The organism is Prevotella marseillensis, from assembly GCF_900625065.1.
Classification (GTDB): domain Bacteria; phylum Bacteroidota; class Bacteroidia; order Bacteroidales; family Bacteroidaceae; genus Prevotella; species Prevotella rara.
The window spans coordinates 793,722-817,500 of record NZ_UYXY01000001.1 but is presented as its reverse complement, the minus strand read 5'-3'; the positions used below and the strand labels follow the sequence as shown (position 1 = coordinate 817,500).

At 40.9% G+C, this 23,779-nt stretch carries 18 protein-coding genes, 1 tRNA gene and 1 rRNA gene (1 of these 20 running past the window's edge); 7 read left to right on the top strand and 13 right to left on the bottom strand.

Annotated features, from left to right (window positions below; all coding sequences use genetic code 11):
• A 16S ribosomal RNA gene (locus EJL04_RS03485) occupies positions 1 to 1,235 on the bottom strand (it extends 295 nt beyond the left edge of the window).
• A gap of 287 nt (positions 1,236 to 1,522) precedes the next feature.
• Here EJL04_RS03485 and EJL04_RS03480 point away from each other — a divergent pair.
• A complete protein-coding gene (locus EJL04_RS03480; RefSeq protein WP_125104070.1) occupies positions 1,523 to 1,822 on the top strand; it encodes a hypothetical protein in 300 nt (99 codons plus the stop codon).
• A gap of 380 nt (positions 1,823 to 2,202) precedes the next feature.
• Here the strand turns inward: EJL04_RS03480 and EJL04_RS03475 are convergent, their stop codons facing one another.
• The 10 genes from EJL04_RS03475 to EJL04_RS03430 form a co-directional block, all read right to left on the bottom strand.
• The gene (locus tag EJL04_RS03475; RefSeq protein WP_053399096.1) at positions 2,203 to 3,195 is read right to left on the bottom strand and encodes a rhamnogalacturonan acetylesterase; all 993 of its coding nucleotides are present in this window, start codon (positions 3,193 to 3,195) and stop codon (positions 2,203 to 2,205) included.
• Between the two features lie 8 nt (positions 3,196 to 3,203).
• Positions 3,204 to 4,565, bottom strand: coding sequence for a histidine--tRNA ligase (gene hisS, locus EJL04_RS03470; RefSeq protein ID WP_125104069.1), 1,362 nt, complete (start codon positions 4,563 to 4,565; stop codon positions 3,204 to 3,206).
• Between the two features lie 112 nt (positions 4,566 to 4,677).
• Positions 4,678 to 5,952 (bottom strand): adenylosuccinate synthase, encoded by a 1,275-nt coding sequence (locus tag EJL04_RS03465; RefSeq protein WP_021854891.1) that lies wholly within the window; start codon positions 5,950 to 5,952, stop codon positions 4,678 to 4,680.
• On the bottom strand, positions 5,933 to 6,460 hold the full coding sequence (locus EJL04_RS03460) for a Fur family transcriptional regulator (protein ID WP_021854890.1): 528 nt from the start codon (positions 6,458 to 6,460) through the stop codon (positions 5,933 to 5,935). The genes EJL04_RS03465 and EJL04_RS03460 overlap by 20 nt, the downstream gene beginning before the upstream one ends.
• A 64-nt stretch (positions 6,461 to 6,524) precedes the next feature.
• Positions 6,525 to 7,145, bottom strand: a complete 621-nt coding sequence (locus EJL04_RS03455; protein ID WP_125104068.1) for a DNA alkylation repair protein — start codon at positions 7,143 to 7,145, stop codon at positions 6,525 to 6,527.
• 5 nt (positions 7,146 to 7,150) lie between these two features.
• A complete protein-coding gene (locus EJL04_RS03450) occupies positions 7,151 to 9,112 on the bottom strand; it encodes a dipeptidyl-peptidase 3 family protein (RefSeq protein ID WP_125104067.1) in 1,962 nt (653 codons plus the stop codon).
• Positions 9,113 to 9,132: 20 nt separating this feature from the next.
• The gene (locus EJL04_RS03445; RefSeq protein ID WP_021854887.1) at positions 9,133 to 9,552 is read right to left on the bottom strand and encodes a helix-turn-helix domain-containing protein; all 420 of its coding nucleotides are present in this window, start codon (positions 9,550 to 9,552) and stop codon (positions 9,133 to 9,135) included.
• Positions 9,553 to 9,936: 384 nt separating this feature from the next.
• A complete protein-coding gene (tilS, locus tag EJL04_RS03440) occupies positions 9,937 to 11,289 on the bottom strand; it encodes a tRNA lysidine(34) synthetase TilS (RefSeq protein WP_125104066.1) in 1,353 nt (450 codons plus the stop codon).
• The gene (locus EJL04_RS03435) at positions 11,279 to 12,460 is read right to left on the bottom strand and encodes a class I SAM-dependent rRNA methyltransferase (RefSeq protein ID WP_125104065.1); all 1,182 of its coding nucleotides are present in this window, start codon (positions 12,458 to 12,460) and stop codon (positions 11,279 to 11,281) included. The genes tilS and EJL04_RS03435 overlap by 11 nt, the downstream gene beginning before the upstream one ends.
• Complete coding sequence (locus EJL04_RS03430) at positions 12,453 to 13,091, bottom strand: 3'-5' exonuclease (protein ID WP_021854884.1); 639 nt, start codon at positions 13,089 to 13,091, stop codon at positions 12,453 to 12,455. Before EJL04_RS03430 ends, EJL04_RS03435 begins: the two co-directional genes overlap by 8 nt.
• A 103-nt stretch (positions 13,092 to 13,194) precedes the next feature.
• Here EJL04_RS03430 and EJL04_RS03425 point away from each other — a divergent pair, with 103 nt between their 5' ends.
• From EJL04_RS03425 to EJL04_RS03400, 6 genes are all read left to right on the top strand, one after another.
• Positions 13,195 to 15,636 (top strand): FtsK/SpoIIIE family DNA translocase, encoded by a 2,442-nt coding sequence (locus tag EJL04_RS03425; protein WP_125104064.1) that lies wholly within the window; start codon positions 13,195 to 13,197, stop codon positions 15,634 to 15,636.
• Positions 15,637 to 15,683: 47 nt separating this feature from the next.
• Positions 15,684 to 16,286, top strand: coding sequence for an outer membrane lipoprotein periplasmic chaperone LolA1 (gene lolA1 / locus EJL04_RS03420; protein ID WP_021854882.1), 603 nt, complete (start codon positions 15,684 to 15,686; stop codon positions 16,284 to 16,286).
• Positions 16,287 to 17,037: 751 nt separating this feature from the next.
• Positions 17,038 to 17,406, top strand: a complete 369-nt coding sequence (locus tag EJL04_RS03415; protein ID WP_125104063.1) for a subtilase — start codon at positions 17,038 to 17,040, stop codon at positions 17,404 to 17,406.
• Positions 17,407 to 17,413: 7 nt separating this feature from the next.
• Positions 17,414 to 20,233, top strand: a complete 2,820-nt coding sequence (locus EJL04_RS03410) for a pectate lyase family protein (RefSeq protein ID WP_125104062.1) — start codon at positions 17,414 to 17,416, stop codon at positions 20,231 to 20,233.
• 505 nt (positions 20,234 to 20,738) lie between these two features.
• Positions 20,739 to 20,873, top strand: a complete 135-nt coding sequence (locus tag EJL04_RS16560; protein WP_338142728.1) for a type II toxin-antitoxin system HigB family toxin — start codon at positions 20,739 to 20,741, stop codon at positions 20,871 to 20,873.
• 24 nt (positions 20,874 to 20,897) lie between these two features.
• Complete coding sequence (locus EJL04_RS03400) at positions 20,898 to 21,263, top strand: helix-turn-helix domain-containing protein (RefSeq protein WP_053399098.1); 366 nt, start codon at positions 20,898 to 20,900, stop codon at positions 21,261 to 21,263.
• 269 nt (positions 21,264 to 21,532) lie between these two features.
• Here the strand turns inward: EJL04_RS03400 and EJL04_RS03395 are convergent.
• Positions 21,533 to 21,607: transfer RNA gene (locus EJL04_RS03395), tRNA-Arg, on the bottom strand.
• 93 nt (positions 21,608 to 21,700) lie between these two features.
• The gene (gene rho, locus EJL04_RS03390; RefSeq protein ID WP_125104061.1) at positions 21,701 to 23,716 is read right to left on the bottom strand and encodes a transcription termination factor Rho; all 2,016 of its coding nucleotides are present in this window, start codon (positions 23,714 to 23,716) and stop codon (positions 21,701 to 21,703) included.
• Positions 23,717 to 23,779: the final 63 nt, after the last annotated feature.

The following is a 23,779-nucleotide window of genomic DNA, read 5'->3' as shown; positions in this document are numbered from 1 at the left end:
TGTAACACGTGTGTAGCCCCGGACGTAAGGGCCGTGCTGATTTGACGTCATCCCCACCTTCCTCACACCTTACGGCGGCAGTCTCCACAGAGTGCCCAGCACGACCTGATGGCAACTATGGACAGGGGTTGCGCTCGTTATGGCACTTGAGCCGACACCTCACGGCACGAGCTGACGACAACCATGCAGCACCTTCACAGGAGCCCCGAAGGGCCTCACCATCTCTGGATCGTTCTCCTGCAATTCAAGCCCGGGTAAGGTTCCTCGCGTATCATCGAATTAAACCACATGTTCCTCCGCTTGTGCGGGCCCCCGTCAATTCCTTTGAGTTTCACCGTTGCCGGCGTACTCCCCAGGTGGGATGCTTAACGCTTTCGCTTGGCCGCTGAATTCTAAAACCCAACGGCGGGCATCCATCGTTTACCGCGCGGACTACCAGGGTATCTAATCCTGTTCGATACCCGCGCTTTCGAGCCTCAGCGTCAGTTGCGCTCCGGTAAGCTGCCTTCGCAATCGGAGTTCTTCGTGATATCTAAGCATTTCACCGCTACACCACGAATTCCGCCTACCTCGTGCGTACTCAAGTCCTCCAGTTCGCGCTGCAGTGCCACGGTTGAGCCGCGGCATTTCACAGCACGCTTAAAGGACGGCCTGCGCTCCCTTTAAACCCAATAAATCCGGATAACGCCCGGACCTTCCGTATTACCGCGGCTGCTGGCACGGAATTAGCCGGTCCTTATTCGTGCGGTACCTGCAATATGGGACACGTCCCACACTTTATCCCCGCACAAAAGAGGTTTACAACCCATAGGGCAGTCTTCCCTCACGCTACTTGGCTGGTTCAGGCTTGCGCCCATTGACCAATATTCCTCACTGCTGCCTCCCGTAGGAGTCTGGACCGTGTCTCAGTTCCAGTGTGGGGGACCTTCCTCTCAGAACCCCTACCGATCGTCGCCACGGTGGGCCGTTACCCCGCCGTCAAGCTAATCGGACGCATCCCCATCTGTTACCGCTAAACCTTTAGTCCTAATTAGATGCCCGCAAAGGACCACATACGGCATTAATCCGCCTTTCGACGGGCTGTGCCGTGGTAACAGGCAGGTTGGATACGCGTTACTCACCCGTGCGCCGGTCGCCATCAAAGAATGCAAGCATCCTTCATGCTGCCCCGCGACTTGCATGTGTTAAGCCTGTAGCTAGCGTTCATCCTGAGCCAGGATCAAACTCTCCACTGTAAAATTTCTTTATAATGTGACACAGACCCGAAGGCCGTGTCCGTTAGTCTGTCGCTCAGAACGCCATCCGGTAGTATTTGACCGCAGATACATATTATATATATCACGGCAGAAATTGAACGGTTTTCATTCTTTACCCTCCCTGCAGAACATGTCCGCAGGATGTTTCTTGTACTACTCTTGTCTCTGTATATTTCAGTATCTCAAAGATCTCTTTCTTCAGTGCTCAGGGAGCGTCAGCTCTCAAAAGCGGATGCAAAAGTACGGGGTTTTAGCCAAACCGCCAAATGTTTTCTGAAAAAAGTTTTAATTTTAGACCGATTTTAACAGACGTTTACATATTGAGTGCGGATTTTACACCTTTCACATTATTATATTTTACAAAAGAAATAGGCAGACTTGTGACACAGGAACGGGATATAAAACCGGACGGAAAGGATGAAAATCATACGCTAATGGCAAAAACTAAAGGCCGATGGCAGAATTTAAAGGAGTTTGAATTCCAAAGGAAAAAAACAGCCGGCCGGATGCCGGTTACGACAGCCGAAGCTATGGTCAAGCCTGTCATGAAGCAGCAATATTCATGAACGGCAGGATTAATACAAGGCTGTGCGGCAAGCCATACTGGCAGTCAGCAACGCCATAAAACGCAGACAGAATGGACGTTATAGGCTTTTTAAGCCGGCTTTATGCCAAGTGCAAAACACACCAATCAGAGGGCTGTCTGCAAAAGGGCACCTTTTAGGGGACAAAAGCATACCTTTTACACGATAAAAGGATAACAAACGGAACGCAAAAGTATAACTTTTGAAAAAGAATAAGCATGAAGAATTGCGTGATAATAAAATAAAAAGCGGTAAATATTTGCAAATACCCCAATAACAATCTAGGTTACAAATATTTACCGTAGTATTACTTATATAATAAGGTTCTGAAGTTCAGATCATAATGTAATAATTATAATCAACTATTTTATGAAACTAGCCCCTTGCCTCATTATATATTCTATCTTCTTATCTTTACCGGCTACAGGTTTCTTCCACTTTCCCTCACCTACCAAGATAGTTGTCTTAACACCAGAAGGAACATGCTCTACAGCAGTTTGCAGATCAAAATACAATCCACTTCCATCTCTTGCAACTGAAGCATCATACTTGCAACGATATTGTCTAAGTTCTGGAACAGCATCAGAAACGGCATCAGCAAGTAATCCGGCAACAACATACGCACCATAAACATTATAGTGAGTATTGTCTTGACGCCCCTTTGGCAATGAAGGAACTTCATTTGGTAGGTACCACATATGCAGTTTTTTAGATTTATCCGGCCCTAGCCCCTGTTCCAAATCATGTGTAATCTTATTTGCATCCACAAAAGGCACATCCAACTCACGTGCAACATTACGAGGAGACAAAAGATAGTCACCGTGAGTATCTACCAATGTATCACCTTCAACCAAATCAGCTGACGAATTAGAACGGGTATCATCATCAGCAACAGCTGTTGTACTATTCGTAAAGATTCGCCTTACTACACTATTAAATAAAACAGGAATGCCGCCTCTCATCCTTGTTTCCTTAACAAACTTGCGCAAGTTTTCATCGAAAGTTGTTCCTGGATCAGTGTGTCGTTTAGGATCGTCTTTCTCATCATTATGCCCAAACTGAATAAAGACATAATCTCCAGGCTTTATTTTTTCCACGACCTTCTGCCAATGACCCTCACTAATGAAACTTTTTGAAGAACGCCCATTAAGTGCATGATTATCAACAATTACATCCTCAGTGAAGAAATTTTTGAGCATCATTCCCCATCCTCGCTCCATCTTTCCACCACTAATATCCTTATTAGCCATAGTGGAATCACCTATCATAAAGATTGTAATTTTTTCATTTTTCTTATATGCAGATAGTGACAACACACACAGGAGAAGGACAAGAAAATATTTTATTCTACCCATAATCACTGTCAAGATTTAACGATTGACACAAGTTCATCAGCATCAACCAGACGCTGCTCACCTGTCAACATGTTCTTCAAAGTTATCTTATTCTCATTTATCTCATTTTCGCCGGCAATAGCCACATAATGAACATTGCAGTTATTAGCATAGTTCATCTGCTTTTTCATCTTTGCTGCATCAGGATATATCTCAGTAGCAATGCCGTTCTCACGGGCTTTGGCAGCAATAGGCAAACAATACGCCATTTCCTTTTCCCCGAAGTTAATGAACATCAGACGAGTTCCGCTCATTGCGTTTTCTGGATAAAGATCCAATGCATTAAGGACATCGAATATTCTGTCTGCACCAAAAGAGATTCCTACACCACTCAAACCTGGCATACCGAAGATGCCTGTAAGATTATCATAACGTCCTCCGCCTGTAATACTTCCGATTTGAACATCAAGTGCCTTAACCTCAAAGATTGCTCCTGTATAATAATTAAGACCTCTTGCAAGAGTCAAATCAAACTGCACCTCATTCTTAAGATTAGACTTGTCAAGTACGCCGAATATATAACGAAGCTCTTCAACACCCTTTGTTCCTATTTCTGAATCTTTGAGGATATTGCTTATAACATCCAATTTCTCTTCATTGCTGCCGCTGAGTGATATCACCGGCTGTAGCTTTTCAATGGCCTCTTTACTGAGTCCATCTTCTGCAAGTTCAGCATTTACATTATCAAGGCCTACTTTTTCCAGTTTATCAATAGCAACTGTAATAGGCACTATTTTATCAGCCTCGTTGATATATTCAGCTATTCCAGTTAATATTTTACGATTGTTGATTTTTATCTGAACACGCACGCCAAAACGTGTAAACACTGTATCGATAATCTGCATCAATTCAATCTCATTGAGTAACGAATCACTGCCGACTACATCTGCATCACACTGATAAAATTCACGATACCTACCCTTCTGAGGACGGTCCGCACGCCATACAGGCTGAATCTGATAACGCTTGAACGGCAACTGCAACTCATCCCTGTGCATAACGACAAAACGGGCAAAAGGAACGGTCAGGTCATATCGCAAACCTTTCTCACATAATTTTGAAGCCAAATGCAACGGATTTCCATTGACAAGTTCCTCTCGATCAATCTTGCTCAAATAATCTCCACTATTGAGCACCTTGAAAAGAAGTTTATCGCCTTCCTCACCATACTTTCCAAGCAATGTCTGCAATGTTTCCATGGCCGGAGTTTCAATCTGCTTAAAACCATAAAGAGCGAAAACAGACCTTATTGTATCAAAAATATAATTGCGCTTTGACATTTCCAACGGGGAAAAGTCACGTGTACCCTTAGGTATTGATGGTTTGTTCATATCTGTCTTTATTTAAGATAAAACCCAAGAATTGAGAATGATGAATCTGGATATTGAAAACATCAATTATCCACACCACAAATTCTCAATCCTTGGGACGAAATTATACGTATTATTTTCTAACTATTGTCTGGGCACGATCCGGACCTATTGAGATAATCTTAATAGGAGTTTCAAGTTCTGTTTCAAGGAATTTGATATAATCCTTAAATTCCTGCGGGAACTCTTCCTCGCTGGTCATCTTTGTCATGTCGGCCTTCCATCCCTTAAGTTCCTTATAAACAGGCTCGATACCTTCCTCTATATTATAGGGGAAATCTGTCAAGGTCTCACCATTGCGTTTATAAGCTACACATGCCTTTATTGTATCAAAGCCATCAAGCACGTCGCTCTTCATCATGATTAACTGAGTGACTCCATTAACCATAATAGAATAACGCAGCGCAACAAGGTCAATCCATCCGCATCTGCGCTCACGTCCGGTAACAGCTCCATACTCATGACCAAGCTGCCTTATAAGACTTCCAGTCTCATCAAACAATTCTGTCGGGAACGGTCCGGCACCGACACGTGTACAATAAGCCTTCATTATGCCATATACTTCGCCAATTCTGTTAGGGCCGATTCCCAATCCGATGCAAGCTCCTGCACAGATAGTGTTAGAAGACGTTACAAAAGGATAGCTGCCGAAGTCGACATCAAGCATTGTACCCTGAGCACCTTCACATAATATATTCTGACCAGATTTTAAAATCTTATTAATTACATGTTCAGAATCTACAATATGGAACTGACGGATATATTCTATACCTTCCATCCATTTCTTTTCTACATCAGAAATATCATAGTCAGTATAATTAAGCGATTTCAAAATCTGCTCGTGACGTGCCTTATGAGCATTATATTTTTCTTCAAAATTATCAAATATATCACCCACACGAAGTCCGTTGCGCGAAACCTTGTCTGTATATGTAGGACCGATGCCTTTACCTGTTGTTCCTACTTTGTTTTTTCCTTTAGCCTGCTCATAGGCTGCATCCAACAGTCTGTGAGTTGGCATAATAAGATGGGCTTTCTTTGATATATAAAGTCTCTCTTTCAAAGGATGACCGCTTTTCTCCAAGTCTTTAGCCTCATCCATAAACAAATCCGGAGCAAGTACTACACCATTACCAATAATGTTAATCTTGCCACCCTGGAAAATGCCAGAAGGAATACTTCTAAGGACATACTTTTCGCCTTCAAACTCGAGAGTGTGTCCTGCGTTAGGACCGCCCTGAAATCTTGCAATCACATCGTAATGAGGCGTAAGCACATCAACAACCTTGCCTTTGCCTTCATCACCCCACTGCAAACCTAGCAATACATCAACTTTGCCTTTTTCCATATTTACTAATATATTTGTTTTTATTTATATTCTCCTGTTTTTCAGTATTCTCTTTATTTTTCAAGCGCGTAAGCATTGCCTGACAGGTGCTGCATACACCATAAATATGCATTGAGAAGCCTTCTTTGCGAAAGCGCCTCAAATGCGTTCTGTCAATTACATCTGCAATCTCGGGTATTTTTATCTCTGTAACCTTTCCACAAACAGTACAGACCTGAGTGCAGTGATTATCCGAGTAACACGCCTTATAGCGTATACCGTCCTGCAGTCTCAAGCATATAACAAGTCGTAAACTCATCAACAGCCTTACCGTATTGTAAAGCGTAGCTCTGCTAACGGGAAAGCATCGTTCTATCAGCCTGTCGCTAAGTTCTTGTATTGAAAAATAAGAATTGAAGCTATACACCGCATCGAGAATCGCAAATCGTTCAGGGGTTTTGCGATAATTGTTCTGTTCCAAATAGTTGTCCAGAATCTCCCTTACTGCGTCGCTACAATTATTTTTCATTTTATCCATACTCCGGATTGTCCGACAAAAATACAACAAAATTCCGTATTAGCCGTACAAAACATCAAAAAATATCTAAATCGTATGATTTGAAGGCAGATTTTGTTATTTTATTATACTCGTCGGAAATAGTACAAAAATGTGACAACATATTTACAACTGTATGCTGCAGTGACACACTTCCACCTTCAAGAGCAGTTTTGGCCTGATCAAAAAGCTCATTTATCTCTCGTGAATCAAGCATCTCTCCACGCATAAAAAGCCGTGACAAGATGTTATAACCACACATCTGCTCTAGCTCACTCGCTGACGCAAGCCATTTGAACGCGAGGTCTTTCGCGCCGTCTATATACTGAAACAGATTGAAGGCCACCATAGCTGCAACTTCCTGATTGGGAATCTGAGACACCCAAAGGCAGGCCAAATCAGCTTTCATATCCGCTGGTGGCATAATCAATGTAGCAAGAATCTTACATTCGCGGATGTTTTCTTTCCACAGTTCGATGGCCAAATCATAGTCTTTGCCATACTCTTCTGCCAGTGTTTTCAAGGCAGGCAGAGATATGCCCCAGTTTATGCTATACCCAAGTCCTTTCTCGCGCATTGACTGAGAAGCCATACCGTTCATCATCAATCTGAAACGCTGTTTAATTTGTTTCAGTTTGTCTTGTGTTTCCTGTTTCATATTTATCAAATCAATGTGGAGTAATCTCTGCTGTAACGCAACATCTGATGCTCGTAAGTTTCAGAATAATCAACAGTTATGTCCATTATTTTACCATCACAATCAGTAACAGGCATAAGTACCGGATTTATGAATCCTTTATAAGGAGGTATGCCCAGACTATTATATCTGCACAATATTTCATCATGCAAAACCGGATCAATATTCACAGCATAATTCTCGACTATGTCACGGGCTGCGGCATAATCACCCTCGCTCTTTATGCGTTGAATTTCAGCTAGCAAGGCTGCAAACAGATTGCGGAGTTGCTCATAATCGTTTATACGCACATAAGTTTTCCCGTTTTGACGCACAAGCTCTACAACATTGCCCTCACGTCCTTTTTCATAACACCAACGTGCAACCAGGGCACGGTTACGCATATGGGCCTCCTCTATACAATTGCCTTTTTTTATGCGTGCAAGCTGAGTGAGGAGTCCATTCATCATATATGAATAATACTCTGCCTTGTAGGCTTCTGCATCAGGCATCAGGCCCAATTCAACCAACTTTTTATCTGCTGCATAATACAATCCGAACAAATCAGCACGCGCCTCTTCAATAGTATTGCCGTATGCTTTCAGAGAGTCAGGATCAATACCTGGCAACAATTGTCCGCTACCATGTCCGAGACATTCATGCAGGTCAGTATGTATGATGTCACATATATCTCCATACTGTCTTATAAGCTTTATTGTCTCTTCGTCAATGACAAACTCTTCGTCAAAGCCATTACCGCGTGATGCTTCATTATAAGCCGATATGATATTACTTATCGTAACGCTCTTGCTTCCATGTCTTGCTCTAATCCAGTCGGCATTAGGAAGGTTTATGCCTATGGCCGTTGAAGGGTATTCACCTCCGCCGAGAGTTGCCGCACATATTACATTTGCAGACACACCCTTTACCTGCTGTTTCTTGAAACGAGAATCAACAGGCGAATGGTCTTCAAACCATTGAGCGTTATCGCTAATCACTCTGGTCCGCCTTGTTCCTTCTACATCACGGTATTCAACAAGACCTTCCCAAGTGCCTTTCATTCCGAGCGGATCGTCATAAACCTCAATAAACCCATTAATAAAATCAACGGCAGATTCTTTTTCATCAACCCATTTAATGCAATATTCATTAAAGTCTGCCAAATCGCCCGACTTGTAATATTTAATCAAAGCATCAATTACACTCCGCTGCTTGTCATTTTCAGCCACAGTTGAAGCCATTTCGAGCCAATATACAATTTTCTCTATTGCTGCGCCATATTTTGCTCCAATTCTCCAAACCTCTTCAACAACCCGTCCATCACATTTTTTCACTGTAGTATTCAGTCCATATGACAAAGGCTCCTTATCGTCTGGATTTTTCTTTGAAGCATAATACTCTTCAACTTCACTTTGTGTTACACCATCATAGAAGTTGCATGCTGAAGTTTCAACCAAATCGAAACCATCCTTTTTATTCACCTTTACAGGCATGACATCCGGAGCAAAAATTATCGGCAGAAGTTCTTCACATAATCCATCCACCGTCTGTCCTTCGTCTAAAGGCAGCAAACTGCCATCAACAGATTTAACAGCATCTATAAAAAATGCTTCAGAAAAGCCAGGAACAAATTTATCGCATCCGTAATGATGGTATATGCCGCTAGAGAACCATACCCGCTTCAGATACACAACAAGTTCCTTAAACTCATCAGCAGTTCTGTCACCTTTATAATTAAGGTATATCTGCTCAAACACTTTGCGTATCTTCAGATTATAGCGGCCAAACTGATCAAAAGTTATGTCACGGCCATAAAGAGCGGCCTCAGACAAATAATACACTAGCTTTTTCTGCCTCAGCGACAAAGAGCTGAAGTTGTCAAGTTTATACCTGAGCATCAGTATATCCGCAAAACGTTCGTCGGTATATGAAAATTGAGTATTTCTCATTGCAGCATTAATATGTTACGTTATTTTTCCGAATTATCTAACTTATACTTTCGCGGCGTAACACCTGTGTATTTATAGAACGCCGCATAAAAGGACTGTCTGTTTGAAAAACCAACCAAATCACTCACTTCCTCCATTTTAAGCTTTTTATGCTTTTTGTCAGTAAGCAAAGCCTTGGCATCTTCTATGCGATACTTATTTACCCATGACGTATAATTCATGTTGAAGCATATATTAACCACGGCAGATATATACCTAGTATTGGTTTCAAGTTCTTCAGCCAGACGCTTGGCCGAATATTCCTTGTCTTTATATTTTTTCTTTTTTACGATAATCCTGACAATCTTTACTTTCAACTCACTGACCAATTTTGGACTTATAAGCGAACGATATGCAGCGTCCTTCTTATAATTGTCAAAATTCACGTTATACTTTACCATACCTTAAACTTTTAATATTTCCTACTAAAGACATTTTATCGCAGAATTTTCATTCTGCCTGTTCATATTAATGCAAAGGTAATATTTTTTCAGCAAACAGATTGATAAATGGCTTATTTTAATAAAAATTGCATTTAAACATTATCTGTGAATACAATAAATACCGTTCACGAAAACAGTAAACTGATAATATACAAAACTAGGAATTGACTAATGCTTGATGTTATGCCTGCTTTTGGCTTATAAAATGCGACCTTTTACGAGGTGAAAGGGCATCTTTTGCCAGCCAAAAGATATTCTTTTATAAAACACTGTATATCAAGATGTTACGTGCGCTACGCAAATCATAAAGAAAAGAACTTTATCAAAAATAAAAAAACCGGCTTAACAGCCGGTATATGTAATCTTAAGTATTTTCTTCGTTGTATCAGAAACCCTGCATCTGTTGTCAGGTCTCTGGTTTACGAGCCATATTATCTTTTCGTCCGAATCAGTTATAACAAGCTGACGGCGCTTATCAAACAAATTAAACTTGCGATCTGTCAAATAATCACTTACCAACTTGGAGCCATTCATCCCGAAAGGAATGAATCTGTCACCGGTAGAAGATCTGCGCACAATAAGCGGAAAAGCGACCTTAGACAAATCTGCAAAAAAGCAATTTCTGTCTCGTACAATTTCTACATCCGACCCATTATCTATAATCTCCACCCGAAACTTAGAAGACTCATCATATACATAAGTTCCTGTCTCAGGTATAACAAACCTCCTTTGTCCTTCGTCAGACAATGGTTCAATGAAAATATATTCACGGTCGATAAGCAGAGCGTGGGTAGATGAACGAAATTCAGTACCAGGGCCTGAGTTCAATGAAGAATAAATCTGTTCTATCTGCAACGGGGCAAAAGAATAGTTCTTTAAAATATGAAACAGCACATTCTCAGGAGACAGTCCTGAAGAAAGTATATCCAATGATATTTTTGCCTCACCTTTATTATTATATGTAGCTGCGCGCCCGGCAGCCTCGCTGATAGTAGAACCAAAAAATCGAGCGACCTCTTCCATACGCATGGCAGTCTTGGCAATGCTGTTTCCAACAGAAGGATTTATCTGCCTCATAAGCGGAAGAATGTCCAGACGGATTTTATTTCTGACAACATCATCAACCAGATTCGTACTGTCAGTTACATAATCCTGCCCTGCGGCACAAAGTTCGTTTTCGATATCAGCTCTTGAAACGCACAATAGCGGACGCACTATGTCACCGTTTTTCGGAGAGATACCCGTAAGTCCGTCAATACCTGTACCACGGATAAGATTCATCAATACGGTCTCAACAGAATCGTCCTGATGATGCGCAACACATATAGCGTCGGCGCAGATGTCACGCTTAAGCTGTGAAAAGTAAGAATACCTGAGATCTCGGGCTGCCATCTCTATGCTTACTTTACGCAACTTTGAATAAGACACTGTATCAAAATGAGCTCTATGAAGCTCTATGCCATTCTGCCGGCAAAACTCAACACAGAAATTTTCATCACGGTCTGATTCTTCACCACGCAGATGAAAATTGCAATGAGCAGCCTCAACCTTGTAGCCCAATTCGCAAAGAGCCAAAGCCAAAGTAACGCTGTCGGCACCTCCCGACAGCGCAACTATATATTTTCCGTCCTTACTCAGTAACTGACGGTCTTTAATAAAATCTGATATTCTTTTTAGGAAACCATTACTCAACATAAAGAACCAGTCCCTTTAGATATTCGCCTTCAGGATGATATATGTTTATTGGATGGTCGGCCGGCTGATGCAACTGGTGCAATATCCTGACATTACGACCTGCCAATGCAGCCGCTGTAAACACGGCATTTCTGAAATTATCCTTTGTCACGACCTGACTACAGCTGAACGTAAACAGGATACCACCACTCTTTATCTTCTCAAATGCCTTCACATTAAGCCTTGTATATCCTTTAAGCGCATTATGCAATGCAGCCCTATGCTTGGCAAAAGCAGGAGGATCGAGTATTATCAGGTCATATTTGTCTTTTGCGGCATCAAGAAACTTGAATGCATCCTCACAAAAAGCCTGATGACGCTTGTCGCCGGGAAAGTTCAGTTCCACATTGGCATTAGTCAGTTCTATCGCCTTGGCACTGCTGTCTACTGAATGAACGGCCTTAGCATTGCCTCGCATAGCATAGAAAGAGAAACCGCCTGTATAACAGAACATATTCAAGACAGTTTTGCCTTTTGCGTAATGCTCAAGCAATTTTCTGTTTTCACGCTGGTCAACAAAGAATCCTGTCTTCTGACCTTTTAGCCAGTCAACATGAAACTTAAGGCCATTTTCAACAGCAACATTGTCATCACTTCCCCCATATATAAACCCGTTTTCCTGTCCGAGGTCAGCCTTAAACGGCAATGTTGTCTCACTCTTATAAAAGACATTCTCTATGCGGTTGCCCATAACCTCAACCAGCTGGCGGGCTATGACATTACGGCACACATGCATACCAACACTATGAGCCTGCATGACTGCAGTCTTGCCATAGCAGTCAATAACCAACCCCGGAAGGTTGTCGCCTTCACCATGTACAAGCCTGAACGTATTGTTTTCAGGATTGTCTGCAATACCGGCACACTGACGCATGAGCAACGCAGCCGCCAGGCGCTGTTTCCAGAAGTCATCATCAATAGCTATATCCTGAAATGAAAGCACACGCACAGCAATGCTTCCAATCTGATAATGCCCCAAAGCAATGAAAGCGCCCGACTGAGTGATGACTCTTACAATGTCACCCTCCTCTATTCCATCGTCCATATGCGCTATCGCACCGGAAAACACCCAAGGATGAAAACGCTTAAGACTGTCTTCCTTACCTTTCTTTAAATATATGTTCTTATACATCTGTCTCCTTATTTTCTTCTATTTTTACCAACTCATAATCTCCGGTCTTTTCCAGCCGGCACAACTCTTCATAGATATTTATACATGCCCACGCATCGGTGGCGGCATATAATTTCTGTCTGTCGCTAAGCACATCCGACTCCCAGTTACTCAGCCTTACCGACTTACTGATCTTCTGATGAAAGAAATTTGCATATAGCTTTTGCAAGCTCAAATCCTCCACTCCAAGTTCGCAGACATGCTTCTGCAAATCAATGAAATTCCCCGGATGAAAATCGGCACGCTTATGCAATGAATTTATATCGTCGCGCAACGACAAGCCAATCTTCGGAATTGAAGGATCTTCAAGCAGACGGATTATAGCCGGAGTTATACCTGTAAGATTCAATCTGAAAAGAAAACACGTGTCATGAGTTGACACCTGAAGCAATGCTACATTATGCGTCTGCCCCTTTTTAAACGAAGGCCTTGTCTCCGTATCTATCCCCAATATTTTCTGAGACATCAGATAGTCAACAGCCTTCTCTGCCTCCGCAGCAGTATTTATCACAATGATACGTCCGGAGAACAGCACTTTCGGCAGAGCTGTTATGTCATGCTTATCAAACTTATTGTATATGATTTTTCTCATTTGCAAAAATTACAGTTTGCAAAAATATAAAAAAAAGGTGATTTTATAGCTTGATTTGGCAATTTTCAATTACTTTTGCAAATAAAATATTCTAAATACACTGATGGCTAAGAAAAAAAATACGAACACGAACAAATCATTAAGTGAGGTAGTAGGATTTAAAAATATTTTTCAAAATGACTTTATTAATTTTACGGTAGGAATCATTCTGATATTTTTATCCATTTACATAATCATAGCATTTATATCCTTCTTTTCTACAGGCCAAAACGACCAAAGCTTGGTATTGGATTTAAGGCCAGGAGAGATATTTAATTCAAACAGGGCATTTCAGAACAGCTGCGGCCCGTTCGGAGCTTTCGTTTCATATTTCTTTATTTCAAGATGCTTTGGCCTTTCTGCCTTTATTGTTCCGGTATTCATGGGCATGGCAGGACTGAAACTTGTACGGGCATATAACTTCAACCTGATTAAATGTTTCTTTTGCCTTGGCATATCTATGCTTTGGCTTTCTATAACATTTGCAGAAATATTGACACCTATCATGGGAAGCCAGGTGTTTAATCCCGGAGGCGACCACGGCCAGTTCTGCAGTCAATGGATAGAGAATCTTGTAGGAGCGCCAGGACTGACAGCCATCCTCCTTTTAACGGCTATCATATTCCTTACTTACCTAAGTAAAGAAACCATCACGGTTGTACGAAAGATTCTGAATCCCGTGAACAGCATATCAAACAAAGTGAAATTCGACATCACCAACAATCAGGGAAAAGCCAATAAGCCTAAACCTATTGAAACCCTTGAAGACCCTACTGTATTTGACGATCCACAGACACAAAGGGTTGAATTTGGTGACAACGGAGAAGCTGTAATAAAACAAGAGGAGCAAGCAGAAGAAACCAAGGTTGAGACAGCTAAAGAAATAAAGCAAGCTCCAAGCACCAACGACCTCAAGATAATTATACCCGAGAAAGAGAACCTGGCAGACTCGAAAGACGTATCTGGCAGCAGCAATATCAATACGCCCATCAATCCGAAAGAGCCTTGGACGAAGTATAAATATCCGACGCTCGATTTGCTGAAGAAATATGAGAATGACGGCAAGCCGTACATCGACATGAAGGAACAGACGGCTAATAAAAACCGTATTGTTGAGGTGCTGAACAATTTCGGAGTACAGATAAAGACCATCACGGCTACGGTTGGTCCTACAATCACATTGTATGAGATAACCCCTGCCGAAGGCGTAAAGATATCAAAGATAAGAAACCTTGAAGACGACATCGCCTTGAGCCTTGCCGCGCTCGGCATACGTATCATAGCGCCTATACCAGGCAAAGGCACAGTCGGAATAGAGGTGCCTAACGCACAGAAGAACATTGTCTCAATGGAAAGCATATTAAATTCAAAACGCTTTCAGGAGACAACCATGGACTTGCCTATTGCCATAGGAAAGACCATAACCAACGAGGTATTTATGGCAGACCTTACAAAACTGCCCCACTTGCTGGTTGCCGGTGCTACCGGACAGGGTAAATCAGTTGGACTAAACGCCATAATTACTTCATTGCTATATAAAAAACATCCGAACGAATTGAAGTTTGTGCTGATAGACCCTAAAAAGGTTGAGTTCAGCATGTACATGCCTATTGCAGACCATTTCATGGCAAAAATTCCTGATGACAATGAAGATGCAATAATAACTGACGTCACCAAGGTTATACGCACACTGAACAGCCTGTGCAAGCTCATGGACTACAGGTATGACATGCTTAAACTAGCCGGTGCAAAGAACATTAAAGAATATAACAAAAAATATGTCAACCACCAGCTGCGACTTACAGACGGTCATGAATACATGCCATATATCGTTGTTATTATCGACGAGTTCGGAGACCTAATCATGACTGCCGGCAAAGAAATAGAAATGCCTATTGCACGTATTGCACAGCTTGCACGTGCGGTCGGCATACACATGGTGATTGCAACACAACGCCCGACAACATCTATCATTACAGGAAACATCAAGGCTAACTTCCCTGGCAGAATGGCTTTCAGAGTAAGTTCGATGATTGACTCGCGTACAATACTTGACCGTCCTGGAGCCAATCAGCTCATTGGACGAGGCGACTTGTTGTTCCTCAACGGAAACGAGCCTGTCAGAGTGCAGTGCGCATTTGTAGATACACCTGAAATAGAAAGAATAAATGAATACATCAAACAGCAGCCAGGTCCGATAGAGCCGATGGAACTGCCAGAGCCAACCACAGACGAAGGTTCAGACTCAGGCAAAGGCGGATCGCTTGAGATGCACAGTCTTGACCCTCTGTTTGAAGAAGCAGCACGTACAATAGTGTTAAGCCAGCAAGGCTCAACCAGCATGATTCAGCGCCGTTTCTCAATCGGATATAACCGTGCGGGCAGACTGATGGACCAGATGGAAAAAGCCGGAATCGTTGGTGCGGCACAAGGCAGCAAACCACGTGAAGTATTGATACAGGACGAGAACAGTCTTGAAAATCTTCTGTCTGCATTACGAAAATAGTATTTGAACATTAATTTAGAATAACAATTCAAACAGGAAGCACAATTATGAAAAAGTTTTGTTTGCTAATACTTTTGTTTACATTGGCAGTTGGCATGCATGCACAAAATGCAGCGCAAGCACGAAAGATACTCGACAAGACTGCAGCCGTAGTAGGACGCAAAAGCGGAGCAAGTGCCAACTTCACCATAAGCGGAAAATACGGAAATACGTCCGGCACTATTGCGATAAAGGGAAACAAATTTAATGCACGTACTTCTCAGGCTATTGTATGGTATGACGGAAAGACACAATGGACATACATGAAAAAGAATCAGGAGGTAAATATAAGCACGCCTACTGAAGCACAGCAGCAATCAATGAATCCATATAAATTCATCAATATCTATAAAAACGGATTCAATCTCGGCATGAAAAACGTTGCAGGCGGATGGCAAATACATCTTTACGCACAAAACCAAAAACGGACAATAAAAGAAATGTATATAACGATAAACAAGAATTATTATCCGCAAACAATAAAGATGCGTCAGAGCAACGGATGGACGACAATAAAAGTTTCAAACTTTAAAGCAAAAAATATCAGTGACGCCACATTCCGTTTCAATTCAAAAGATTTTCCTAACGCTGAAATAATAGACCTAAGATAGGAAAAGTTATTTACCATAACAGAAATAAATCAAAGTTCTGAAAGATATCAGCTTAAAAAGAATTTAAGAATAATCATAATCCGGCAGTGTTTTTATTGGAGTTGATAAAACACTGCCGGATTTCATTTTGCATTATCAACATACAATCCTTAATAAAACTCGTATACAAGATTAATCCACACACAGCGTTCTAACTAGATGTTTTTAAGTACGATATTGTCTTCTTTACATGCATTCAGGTAACTTTCTGACTCAGAGAATACAAAGCCCATAAAATCCGTAACAAATCTGCCCCATTTTATTACACATTAAACATCTGCCGCACCCTATCAGCAATTACATTAAGCAAACAACGGCTATTTTCTTTCAAACTGTTAATGGCTGAGTTACGCCTCGTAACTCAGCCACTTTTGCATCAAAAGTCACTGCTTTTTTATGCGTAAATCATTGACTTTTTCATTATAATATTATCACCTGCATTTTAGCTGGCATAGCTGACTATATTTAAGAGAAACAGAGGCAAGACGACATAGGATAACAAATGACGGATAGAAGAATCTATTTACTAACAGAATTAATACACAAGCCTGATGCCTGATTTGGGCATAAAGACCTAAAGAAAATGAGTATGCATAAAATACGTAAATTAATAATAAAAAATCATATTTTTAAGTTATATGGTCTATATTTAAAGGATTTAATATTTATATTTGTCGAGGAATAATCTACAAACTATTTAAAAACTTAAATAATGAAAAGGAAAACATTTTTATGTATGTTCCTGATGGCATTATTGTCAGGAGGAACAATGTATGCAGAAACAGAACAAACCGTTATAATAAACGGAACTGAAATCGACAAATTCGTAAGCAATCTGACTTTCAATGGGAACAACGTAACACTTCAATTTGACGACAACACTTCACAGACAGAAGACATGTCGAAGGTCAGCATCTCCTTAAGCTATGAAAACACAACCGGAATAACAAATATTACATCTATGGACAATTCCGGAAAGTCAAAAGTCTACAACCTTAACGGACAATACATGGGCAAAGATGCCAATGCCCTTAACAAAGGCGTGTATATTATTAATGGAAAAAAGACAGTCATAAAATAATTTTATCATGAAAAACATATACTCAACAATAATTACGGCATTCCTCATATGCCTTATGCCATTTTTTACTACTGATGCAGTTGCTCAGACATGGGACTTTCAAGAGGAAGGTGTAAGCAGTACAGACAGGACAAATCTGTCCGCCGATACTGAAAACTGGACATATGATGCCATAAATGACAGATATTCGAACAATAAGGCATTAAACTCTGAAACATTAAAAGCTAACGGCACAGAACTGATATTTACACAGAATATCATATTCACGGCTGAAACATCAGATGCCATTCGAGTGGATATAAAGAAACAATGCCTTACATTGAACAAAGTGTCAACAATAACGATAGACAACCTTGAAAAAGGCTCAAAGATAACTGTTAAATGCAAGACAAGTTCAAAAACAGAAAAGAGAGGACTCAATGTGACAAACATTACTCCTGAGTCAGGATTTTTTAACAGCACAAGTCTTGACGATCAGGTAAACATAGGCACTGTTACCGAAGACGGAAGCATAACGCTGACAAACACAGGAGGACTTTACATATATATGATATCTGTTGAAAAAGAAGGCGAAGGAACAACGCCTGAACCGACAACAGACCACTCCGTAAGCCTCAACAGCCAAAATAATCAAATGCGACTGACACTGACCAGCAACGACATTAAATATTATAATACAGATGAAGTAAAAGTCAGTATAGACAGAGCCAACGGCATAGTAAACGTCAGCCCTGTAAACGGGACATGGACAGACGCATACACAAAGACTGTAAAAAATATCAGCTTTGCAAAAGCAGAAGACAGCGGCAGCGAAGGCGACATTGACAATCCGGAAGGAAAGGTAAAGATACTTGAGTCAAAAGGATGGCACGAATCAGCCTTCGTAAAATGGGAGCCGTTTGCAGATGCATCGTCTTACATAGTGTACGTAAAAGGCGGACAATACGAAGAATATACAAAACTGGACGACCAGCTGGTACGCAACTATGGAACATACGGACGGGCAGATGCTACAGGCTTAATTGCAGCAGAAAATTATTCATTTAAGATTGTTCCGGTAATTGAAGAAAAAGAACAAGATGATGCAGCTAACGAAGTTACCGGAATAAAGGTAATAAACTATAAACGTGAAGGTTTCTGTTTCCTTAATGGCAATACGCCTGGAGCATATAATGCAGACGGTACGCTAAAAGCCAACGCACGCGTAATATACGTTACGGCAAATACAGCAAAGACTGTAACATGTCCTGTTATTGGTGATAAGGAACAGACTTATACGGGACTGCAGGCAATACTCAACGCATACCAAAAAGGAAAAGAGACACGTCCGCTGTGCGTAAGAATCATCGGGATGATCAAAGACACCGATATGGATGCATTGTTAAGCAACGAAGGACTTCAAATAAAAGGCAAGAACAATTCTGTTGAAATGAATATAACAATAGAAGGCATAGGTGAAGACGCAACAATAAACGGCTTCGGATTTCTTCTGCGCAATGCCGTAAACGTAGAGCTGCGCAACTTCGGCATATTAAACTTCATGGATGATGGTGTTTCGTTGGATACGGACAACAAATACTGCTGGATACACAATCTGGACTTATTCTATGGTCAGGCCGGAGGAGATTCAGACCAGGCTAAAGGCGACGGCACTATCGACATCAAAGGCGATTCTCAGTATATAACCGTATCAAGCAACCATTTCTTCGACAGCGGAAAATCGTCATTATGCGGAATGACAAGCGAGAGCGGACCCAACTACATAAGCTACAACAACAACTGGTTTGACCACTGCGACTCACGTATGCCGCGTATCCGCACAATGTCTGTACATGTATGGAACAACTACTTCGACGGTATTTCCAAATATGGCGTAGGTGCAACATCCGGCTCAAATGTATTTGTAGAAAGCAACTATTTCAGGGCAACAAAATGTCCGATGCTCATATCCAAACAAGGATCAGACATTTCATCTGACCCTAAAGGCACATTCTCTGGCGAAGATGGTGGTATGATAAAGTCATTCGGTAACATCATGACAGAAAAGACACAATATTATAAATATGTGACATACCAGGAAGACAATGTACAATTTGATGCATACGAAGCCAAAACAAGAGACGAGCAAGTACCGCAAGACATAAAGACCTTGCAGGGTGCAACTTCTTATAACAACTTCGATACCGATGCATCATTGATGTATGACTATGAACCGGTAGAAGCAGCAAACGTACCGTCAGAAGTCACAGGTTGGTATGGTGCAGGAAGAATGAATCACGGAGATTTCAAGTGGACCTTCAATAACAGCATCGACGATACAGACTATAACGTCAATAAAGAACTGAAAGAAGCTGTTACAAACTACAAGTCATCACTTATCGGCATCTTTGAAGACGAAAATGCTTCAAGCGGCGAAACTGGCGGAGGTGAAACAGGTGGAGAACCGGGTGATACAGAAACACCTGTTGAGGGTGAAATAATCTGTGACTTTACAAACGGCACTCCGTCTAACAGCGCCATTACAATGACCGGAACAAAAGAAAACTACAGAAAAGAAGATACTATAATAGATGGTGTTACATATACAAACAGCCTTAAGATGGAGTCAGGCACAGAGATATCATTCTCTACAACTGAAAAGATGATCCTGACAATATACTTTGGCTCGAGCAGCACTAAATACAACATAAAAGTTGACGATGTTAAAATTGAAGGCGACAGCTCTTCTAAGAGCCTGATGACCACAATAGAGCAAGGAAGCCACAAAATAACAAAGGCCGACAGCTGCACTATAGCCCTAATAAAATTAACGCCTATTGCTGAATAAAGCCTAAACTTGATTTTTAATTATAACGTGAAATCTGATTGACAATTAAATTCTATCTGAAGCGGACCTGACATAAATCAGGTCCGCTTTTATTTTATATGCCTCATAGGTCTATTAATCTTTACGTAATAACTTAATTTAAATTCTATCTCAAAAAATAATAGCTACAAAGACGGAAACAGACAATTATATTATAGGTATATCACGTGAAATAATATAACCAACTTATAAAAATCAAAAACATTTATTTTACAAAAATATCTTTCTTGGTATTGCCATTCATATCCGATTATTTAGAATAAAATATTGAAAAAATAGAATTTTGTTATTACCTTTGCAATATGGTAATATTGTGAGTTACGTGAAAATATTTAAATAATAGGCTATAAAATAATACACAGAAACGTATCCTAATAAAAAGGTTGCTTTAAAAGAATGTACTACAATAGTCACAAGGGAAGCGAGTAGACTTGCTTTGCATATGTAAAAAAGATCATGCAATAGTATTGATTATGTATACAAACAACATTATGTTTTCAATATTAAAGGTAATAATTTCAGACCGATTGTAGCAATAATATTTACTAAAAATCTGTTTATAATCACTTTATTGGCACTCATGCAGAATATGATAAAATAGTTGATTGCTCTAAAATTTAAAGATATGACAAAGATAGAAACAAAAGATCAATATGACAGGGCTGTACAAAGAGTTGAAGAGTTACTTCCACTGATAACAGACAAAACACCTCTCGATGACCCGAACAGTATAGAATTGGAACTACTTTCTAATCTTGTTGCAGAGTATTCGGAAAAACATTTTGCATTGAGAGCACCCTCACTTGCTGATGTTCTCAAATTCCATATGCATGAAATGGGGCTTACCCCAAAAACATTGGCTAAATTGATAGGTGTTACCCCTCCCCTTTTGAATGATTATATTTCCGGTAAATGCAAGCCCACATTGAAGGTAGCCCGTGAAATTAGCCGGAAACTGAATGTTGATGTTAATATTGTTTTAGGTGTTTGATATGAGAACTGTTGAAGTCATTGTTGAACATGCATGAAACGACCTAAGTGCTTACATAAAACTTGAGGTGACAAAACATATTTATGTCGAGGGTATATGGAAAGTTCAACAAAACATCTAATGTATACATTTTCATGGCAAAAAATAATGCCAAGACTTATAAGAAAGAAATGATGCAGTCTGTAAGTTGTATCATCAATCAATATAAAAGCAAATAAAAACATCTATGATAAAAAGAAAAAGGAGCATCACATGATGCTCCTTTTCTGTGATTCCGTTGGGATTCGAACCCAAGACCCACGCCTTAGAAGGGCGTTGCTCTAATCCAACTGAGCTACGGAACCCCTAAATCGAGTGCAAAGGTACTCAAAATAATTCTTATAACAAAATTTTTTAGGAAAAACTTTTAAATAAGAATACAAGTACCTCTAAAATATTTATGAATTCATCGTTGCAAGGAACTCATCGTTATCATAAGTACGAGCCATACGGTCATGAATTGTATTCATAGCCTCAATTGGCGTCATGTCAGAAATATACTTGCGTAATATCCACATGCGGTCGAGAGTTGTCTTGTCCTGCAACAGATCATCACGTCGTGTACTTGAAGCAACAAGATTAACAGACGGGAATATTCTCTTGTTACTGAGACTTCTATCCAACTGGAGTTCCATGTTACCCGTACCTTTGAACTCTTCGAAAATAACCTCATCCATCTTACTGCCTGTGTCAATCAATGCTGTTGCGACAATAGTGAGCGAACCTCCACCCTCTATATTACGTGCCGCACCAAAGAAACGTTTCGGCTTCTGCAGAGCATTAGCGTCAACACCACCGGTAAGAACCTTACCACTAGCTGGTGAAACCGTATTATATGCACGTGCAAGACGTGTGATAGAATCAAGGAAGATCACCACATCATGACCACACTCAACCATACGCTTCGCCTTTTCCAATACAATACCGGCAATCTTTACATGACGTTCTGCCGGTTCATCAAACGTAGAGGCAATAACTTCTGCATTAACCGTACGCGCCATGTCGGTAACTTCCTCTGGACGCTCATCAATAAGCAACATCATAAGATATGCTTCCGGATGATTTGCCGCAATTGCATTGGCTATGTCCTTCATAAGGATTGTCTTACCTGTCTTTGGCTGCGCAACGATAAGCGCTCTCTGTCCTTTACCAATCGGCGAGAACAAGTCAACAATACGAGTGCTGAGGTTTGTAGTTGAACGCTCACCGCACAAAGTAAACTTTTCATCCGGGAATAAAGGAGTAAGATGGTCAAACGGGATACGGTCGCGCACTTCAGCAGGATCACGGCCGTTAATCTTATCAATGCTTGTCAACGGGAAATACTTCTCTCCGTCATGCGGTGGACGCACATGGCAATTTACCACATCGCCAGTCTTAAGTCCATAACGCTTAATCTGGGCTATAGAAACATAAATGTCATCAGGAGAAGAAAGATAATTATAGTCGCTCGAACGCAGGAATCCATAGCCATCAGGCATTATCTCAAGTACGCCGTTAGCAGTGATAATATCCTCAAAATCAAATTGCGGTACACTTTCCGGCTCCATCTGAGGAGCATACATAACATTATTTAAGTCCATAGGACTTGTCGGATTGTCGAACATATCAAATCGCGGCACAGCCATCTGATCTTCAATCGGCAAGTCTACAATAGGAATAAAGTCTGTTCCATCTCCAGGATCGCCTTCCCATACACCTGATGCAATAATCTCACGTTTCTCGTCAGCCACTTCGTTGTGTGCATTCACCTTGGCCTGCAACTGTGCTATAAGATCTGTTGAATTGTCATTCTGAGTATCAGGAGCTTCTGCAGTTGCAAATTCAGCTTCAGGAACAATGGCCAAATCTGTTTCTTCCGGCATGTCATCACTTATTGCTTCAGGAATTTCGCTGACACCTTCAACAACATCCTCTGATATTGCTTCCGGAACTTCAGGCGCAGCCTCAACTATATTATCAACAACAGGCTGCAATGGCTCAGGCTGTTTTTCCGGTTCAACAGGCACAACCTCTTCCACAACAGGAACAGCCTGCGGCTGCTCAACCTCAGCCACCGGTTCGGCAACAGCCTTGCTCTTAGCCCGAGAACGTGTCTTGGCGGGCGGAGTAACCGGTGCATCATTAAACAAAGAGGGAGTCTCAGCCTGAACTTTATTCTTTTTCAAATCGAAGTTTTCGCCTTCCTTTCCGTTTACAGAATAAACACGGTCGGTGTCCTTCTTTACAATACGAACTCTGCGACGCTTCGTGCCAAGCGGGTTCTTGTTTCCTTCAATTTCTGCCTGCTTATCAAGGATCGAATATATTATTTCTTCCTGAGTTTCGCCAGACTTGATTTTAGCACCCACTTTCTCTGCTATCTCTTCAAGCTCGGAAATATCTTTAGATAATAATTCGTCTTTGCTATACATATTAGGTTTACGTATATAAGAAATTTATTGATTGTATTCGTTTCACGAGTGGAAACAAATTAT

Excerpts from the sequence above, each read along its gene's own strand:
- EJL04_RS03480 (WP_125104070.1), top strand. The coding sequence starts at position 1,523 with ATGTTTTCTGAAAAAAGTTTTAATTTTAGACCGATTTTAACAGACGTT.
- EJL04_RS03475 (WP_053399096.1), bottom strand. The coding sequence starts at position 3,195 with ATGGGTAGAATAAAATATTTTCTTGTCCTTCTCCTGTGTGTGTTGTCA.
- hisS (WP_125104069.1), bottom strand. The coding sequence starts at position 4,565 with ATGAACAAACCATCAATACCTAAGGGTACACGTGACTTTTCCCCGTTG.
- EJL04_RS03465 (WP_021854891.1), bottom strand. The coding sequence starts at position 5,952 with ATGGAAAAAGGCAAAGTTGATGTATTGCTAGGTTTGCAGTGGGGTGAT.
- EJL04_RS03460 (WP_021854890.1), bottom strand. The coding sequence starts at position 6,460 with ATGAAAAATAATTGTAGCGACGCAGTAAGGGAGATTCTGGACAACTAT.
- EJL04_RS03455 (WP_125104068.1), bottom strand. The coding sequence starts at position 7,145 with ATGAAACAGGAAACACAAGACAAACTGAAACAAATTAAACAGCGTTTC.
- EJL04_RS03450 (WP_125104067.1), bottom strand. The coding sequence starts at position 9,112 with ATGAGAAATACTCAATTTTCATATACCGACGAACGTTTTGCGGATATA.
- EJL04_RS03445 (WP_021854887.1), bottom strand. The coding sequence starts at position 9,552 with ATGGTAAAGTATAACGTGAATTTTGACAATTATAAGAAGGACGCTGCA.
- tilS (WP_125104066.1), bottom strand. The coding sequence starts at position 11,289 with ATGTTGAGTAATGGTTTCCTAAAAAGAATATCAGATTTTATTAAAGAC.
- EJL04_RS03435 (WP_125104065.1), bottom strand. The coding sequence starts at position 12,460 with ATGTATAAGAACATATATTTAAAGAAAGGTAAGGAAGACAGTCTTAAG.
- EJL04_RS03430 (WP_021854884.1), bottom strand. The coding sequence starts at position 13,091 with ATGAGAAAAATCATATACAATAAGTTTGATAAGCATGACATAACAGCT.
- EJL04_RS03425 (WP_125104064.1), top strand. The coding sequence starts at position 13,195 with ATGGCTAAGAAAAAAAATACGAACACGAACAAATCATTAAGTGAGGTA.
- lolA1 (WP_021854882.1), top strand. The coding sequence starts at position 15,684 with ATGAAAAAGTTTTGTTTGCTAATACTTTTGTTTACATTGGCAGTTGGC.
- EJL04_RS03415 (WP_125104063.1), top strand. The coding sequence starts at position 17,038 with ATGAAAAGGAAAACATTTTTATGTATGTTCCTGATGGCATTATTGTCA.
- EJL04_RS03410 (WP_125104062.1), top strand. The coding sequence starts at position 17,414 with ATGAAAAACATATACTCAACAATAATTACGGCATTCCTCATATGCCTT.
- EJL04_RS03400 (WP_053399098.1), top strand. The coding sequence starts at position 20,898 with ATGACAAAGATAGAAACAAAAGATCAATATGACAGGGCTGTACAAAGA.
- rho (WP_125104061.1), bottom strand. The coding sequence starts at position 23,716 with ATGTATAGCAAAGACGAATTATTATCTAAAGATATTTCCGAGCTTGAA.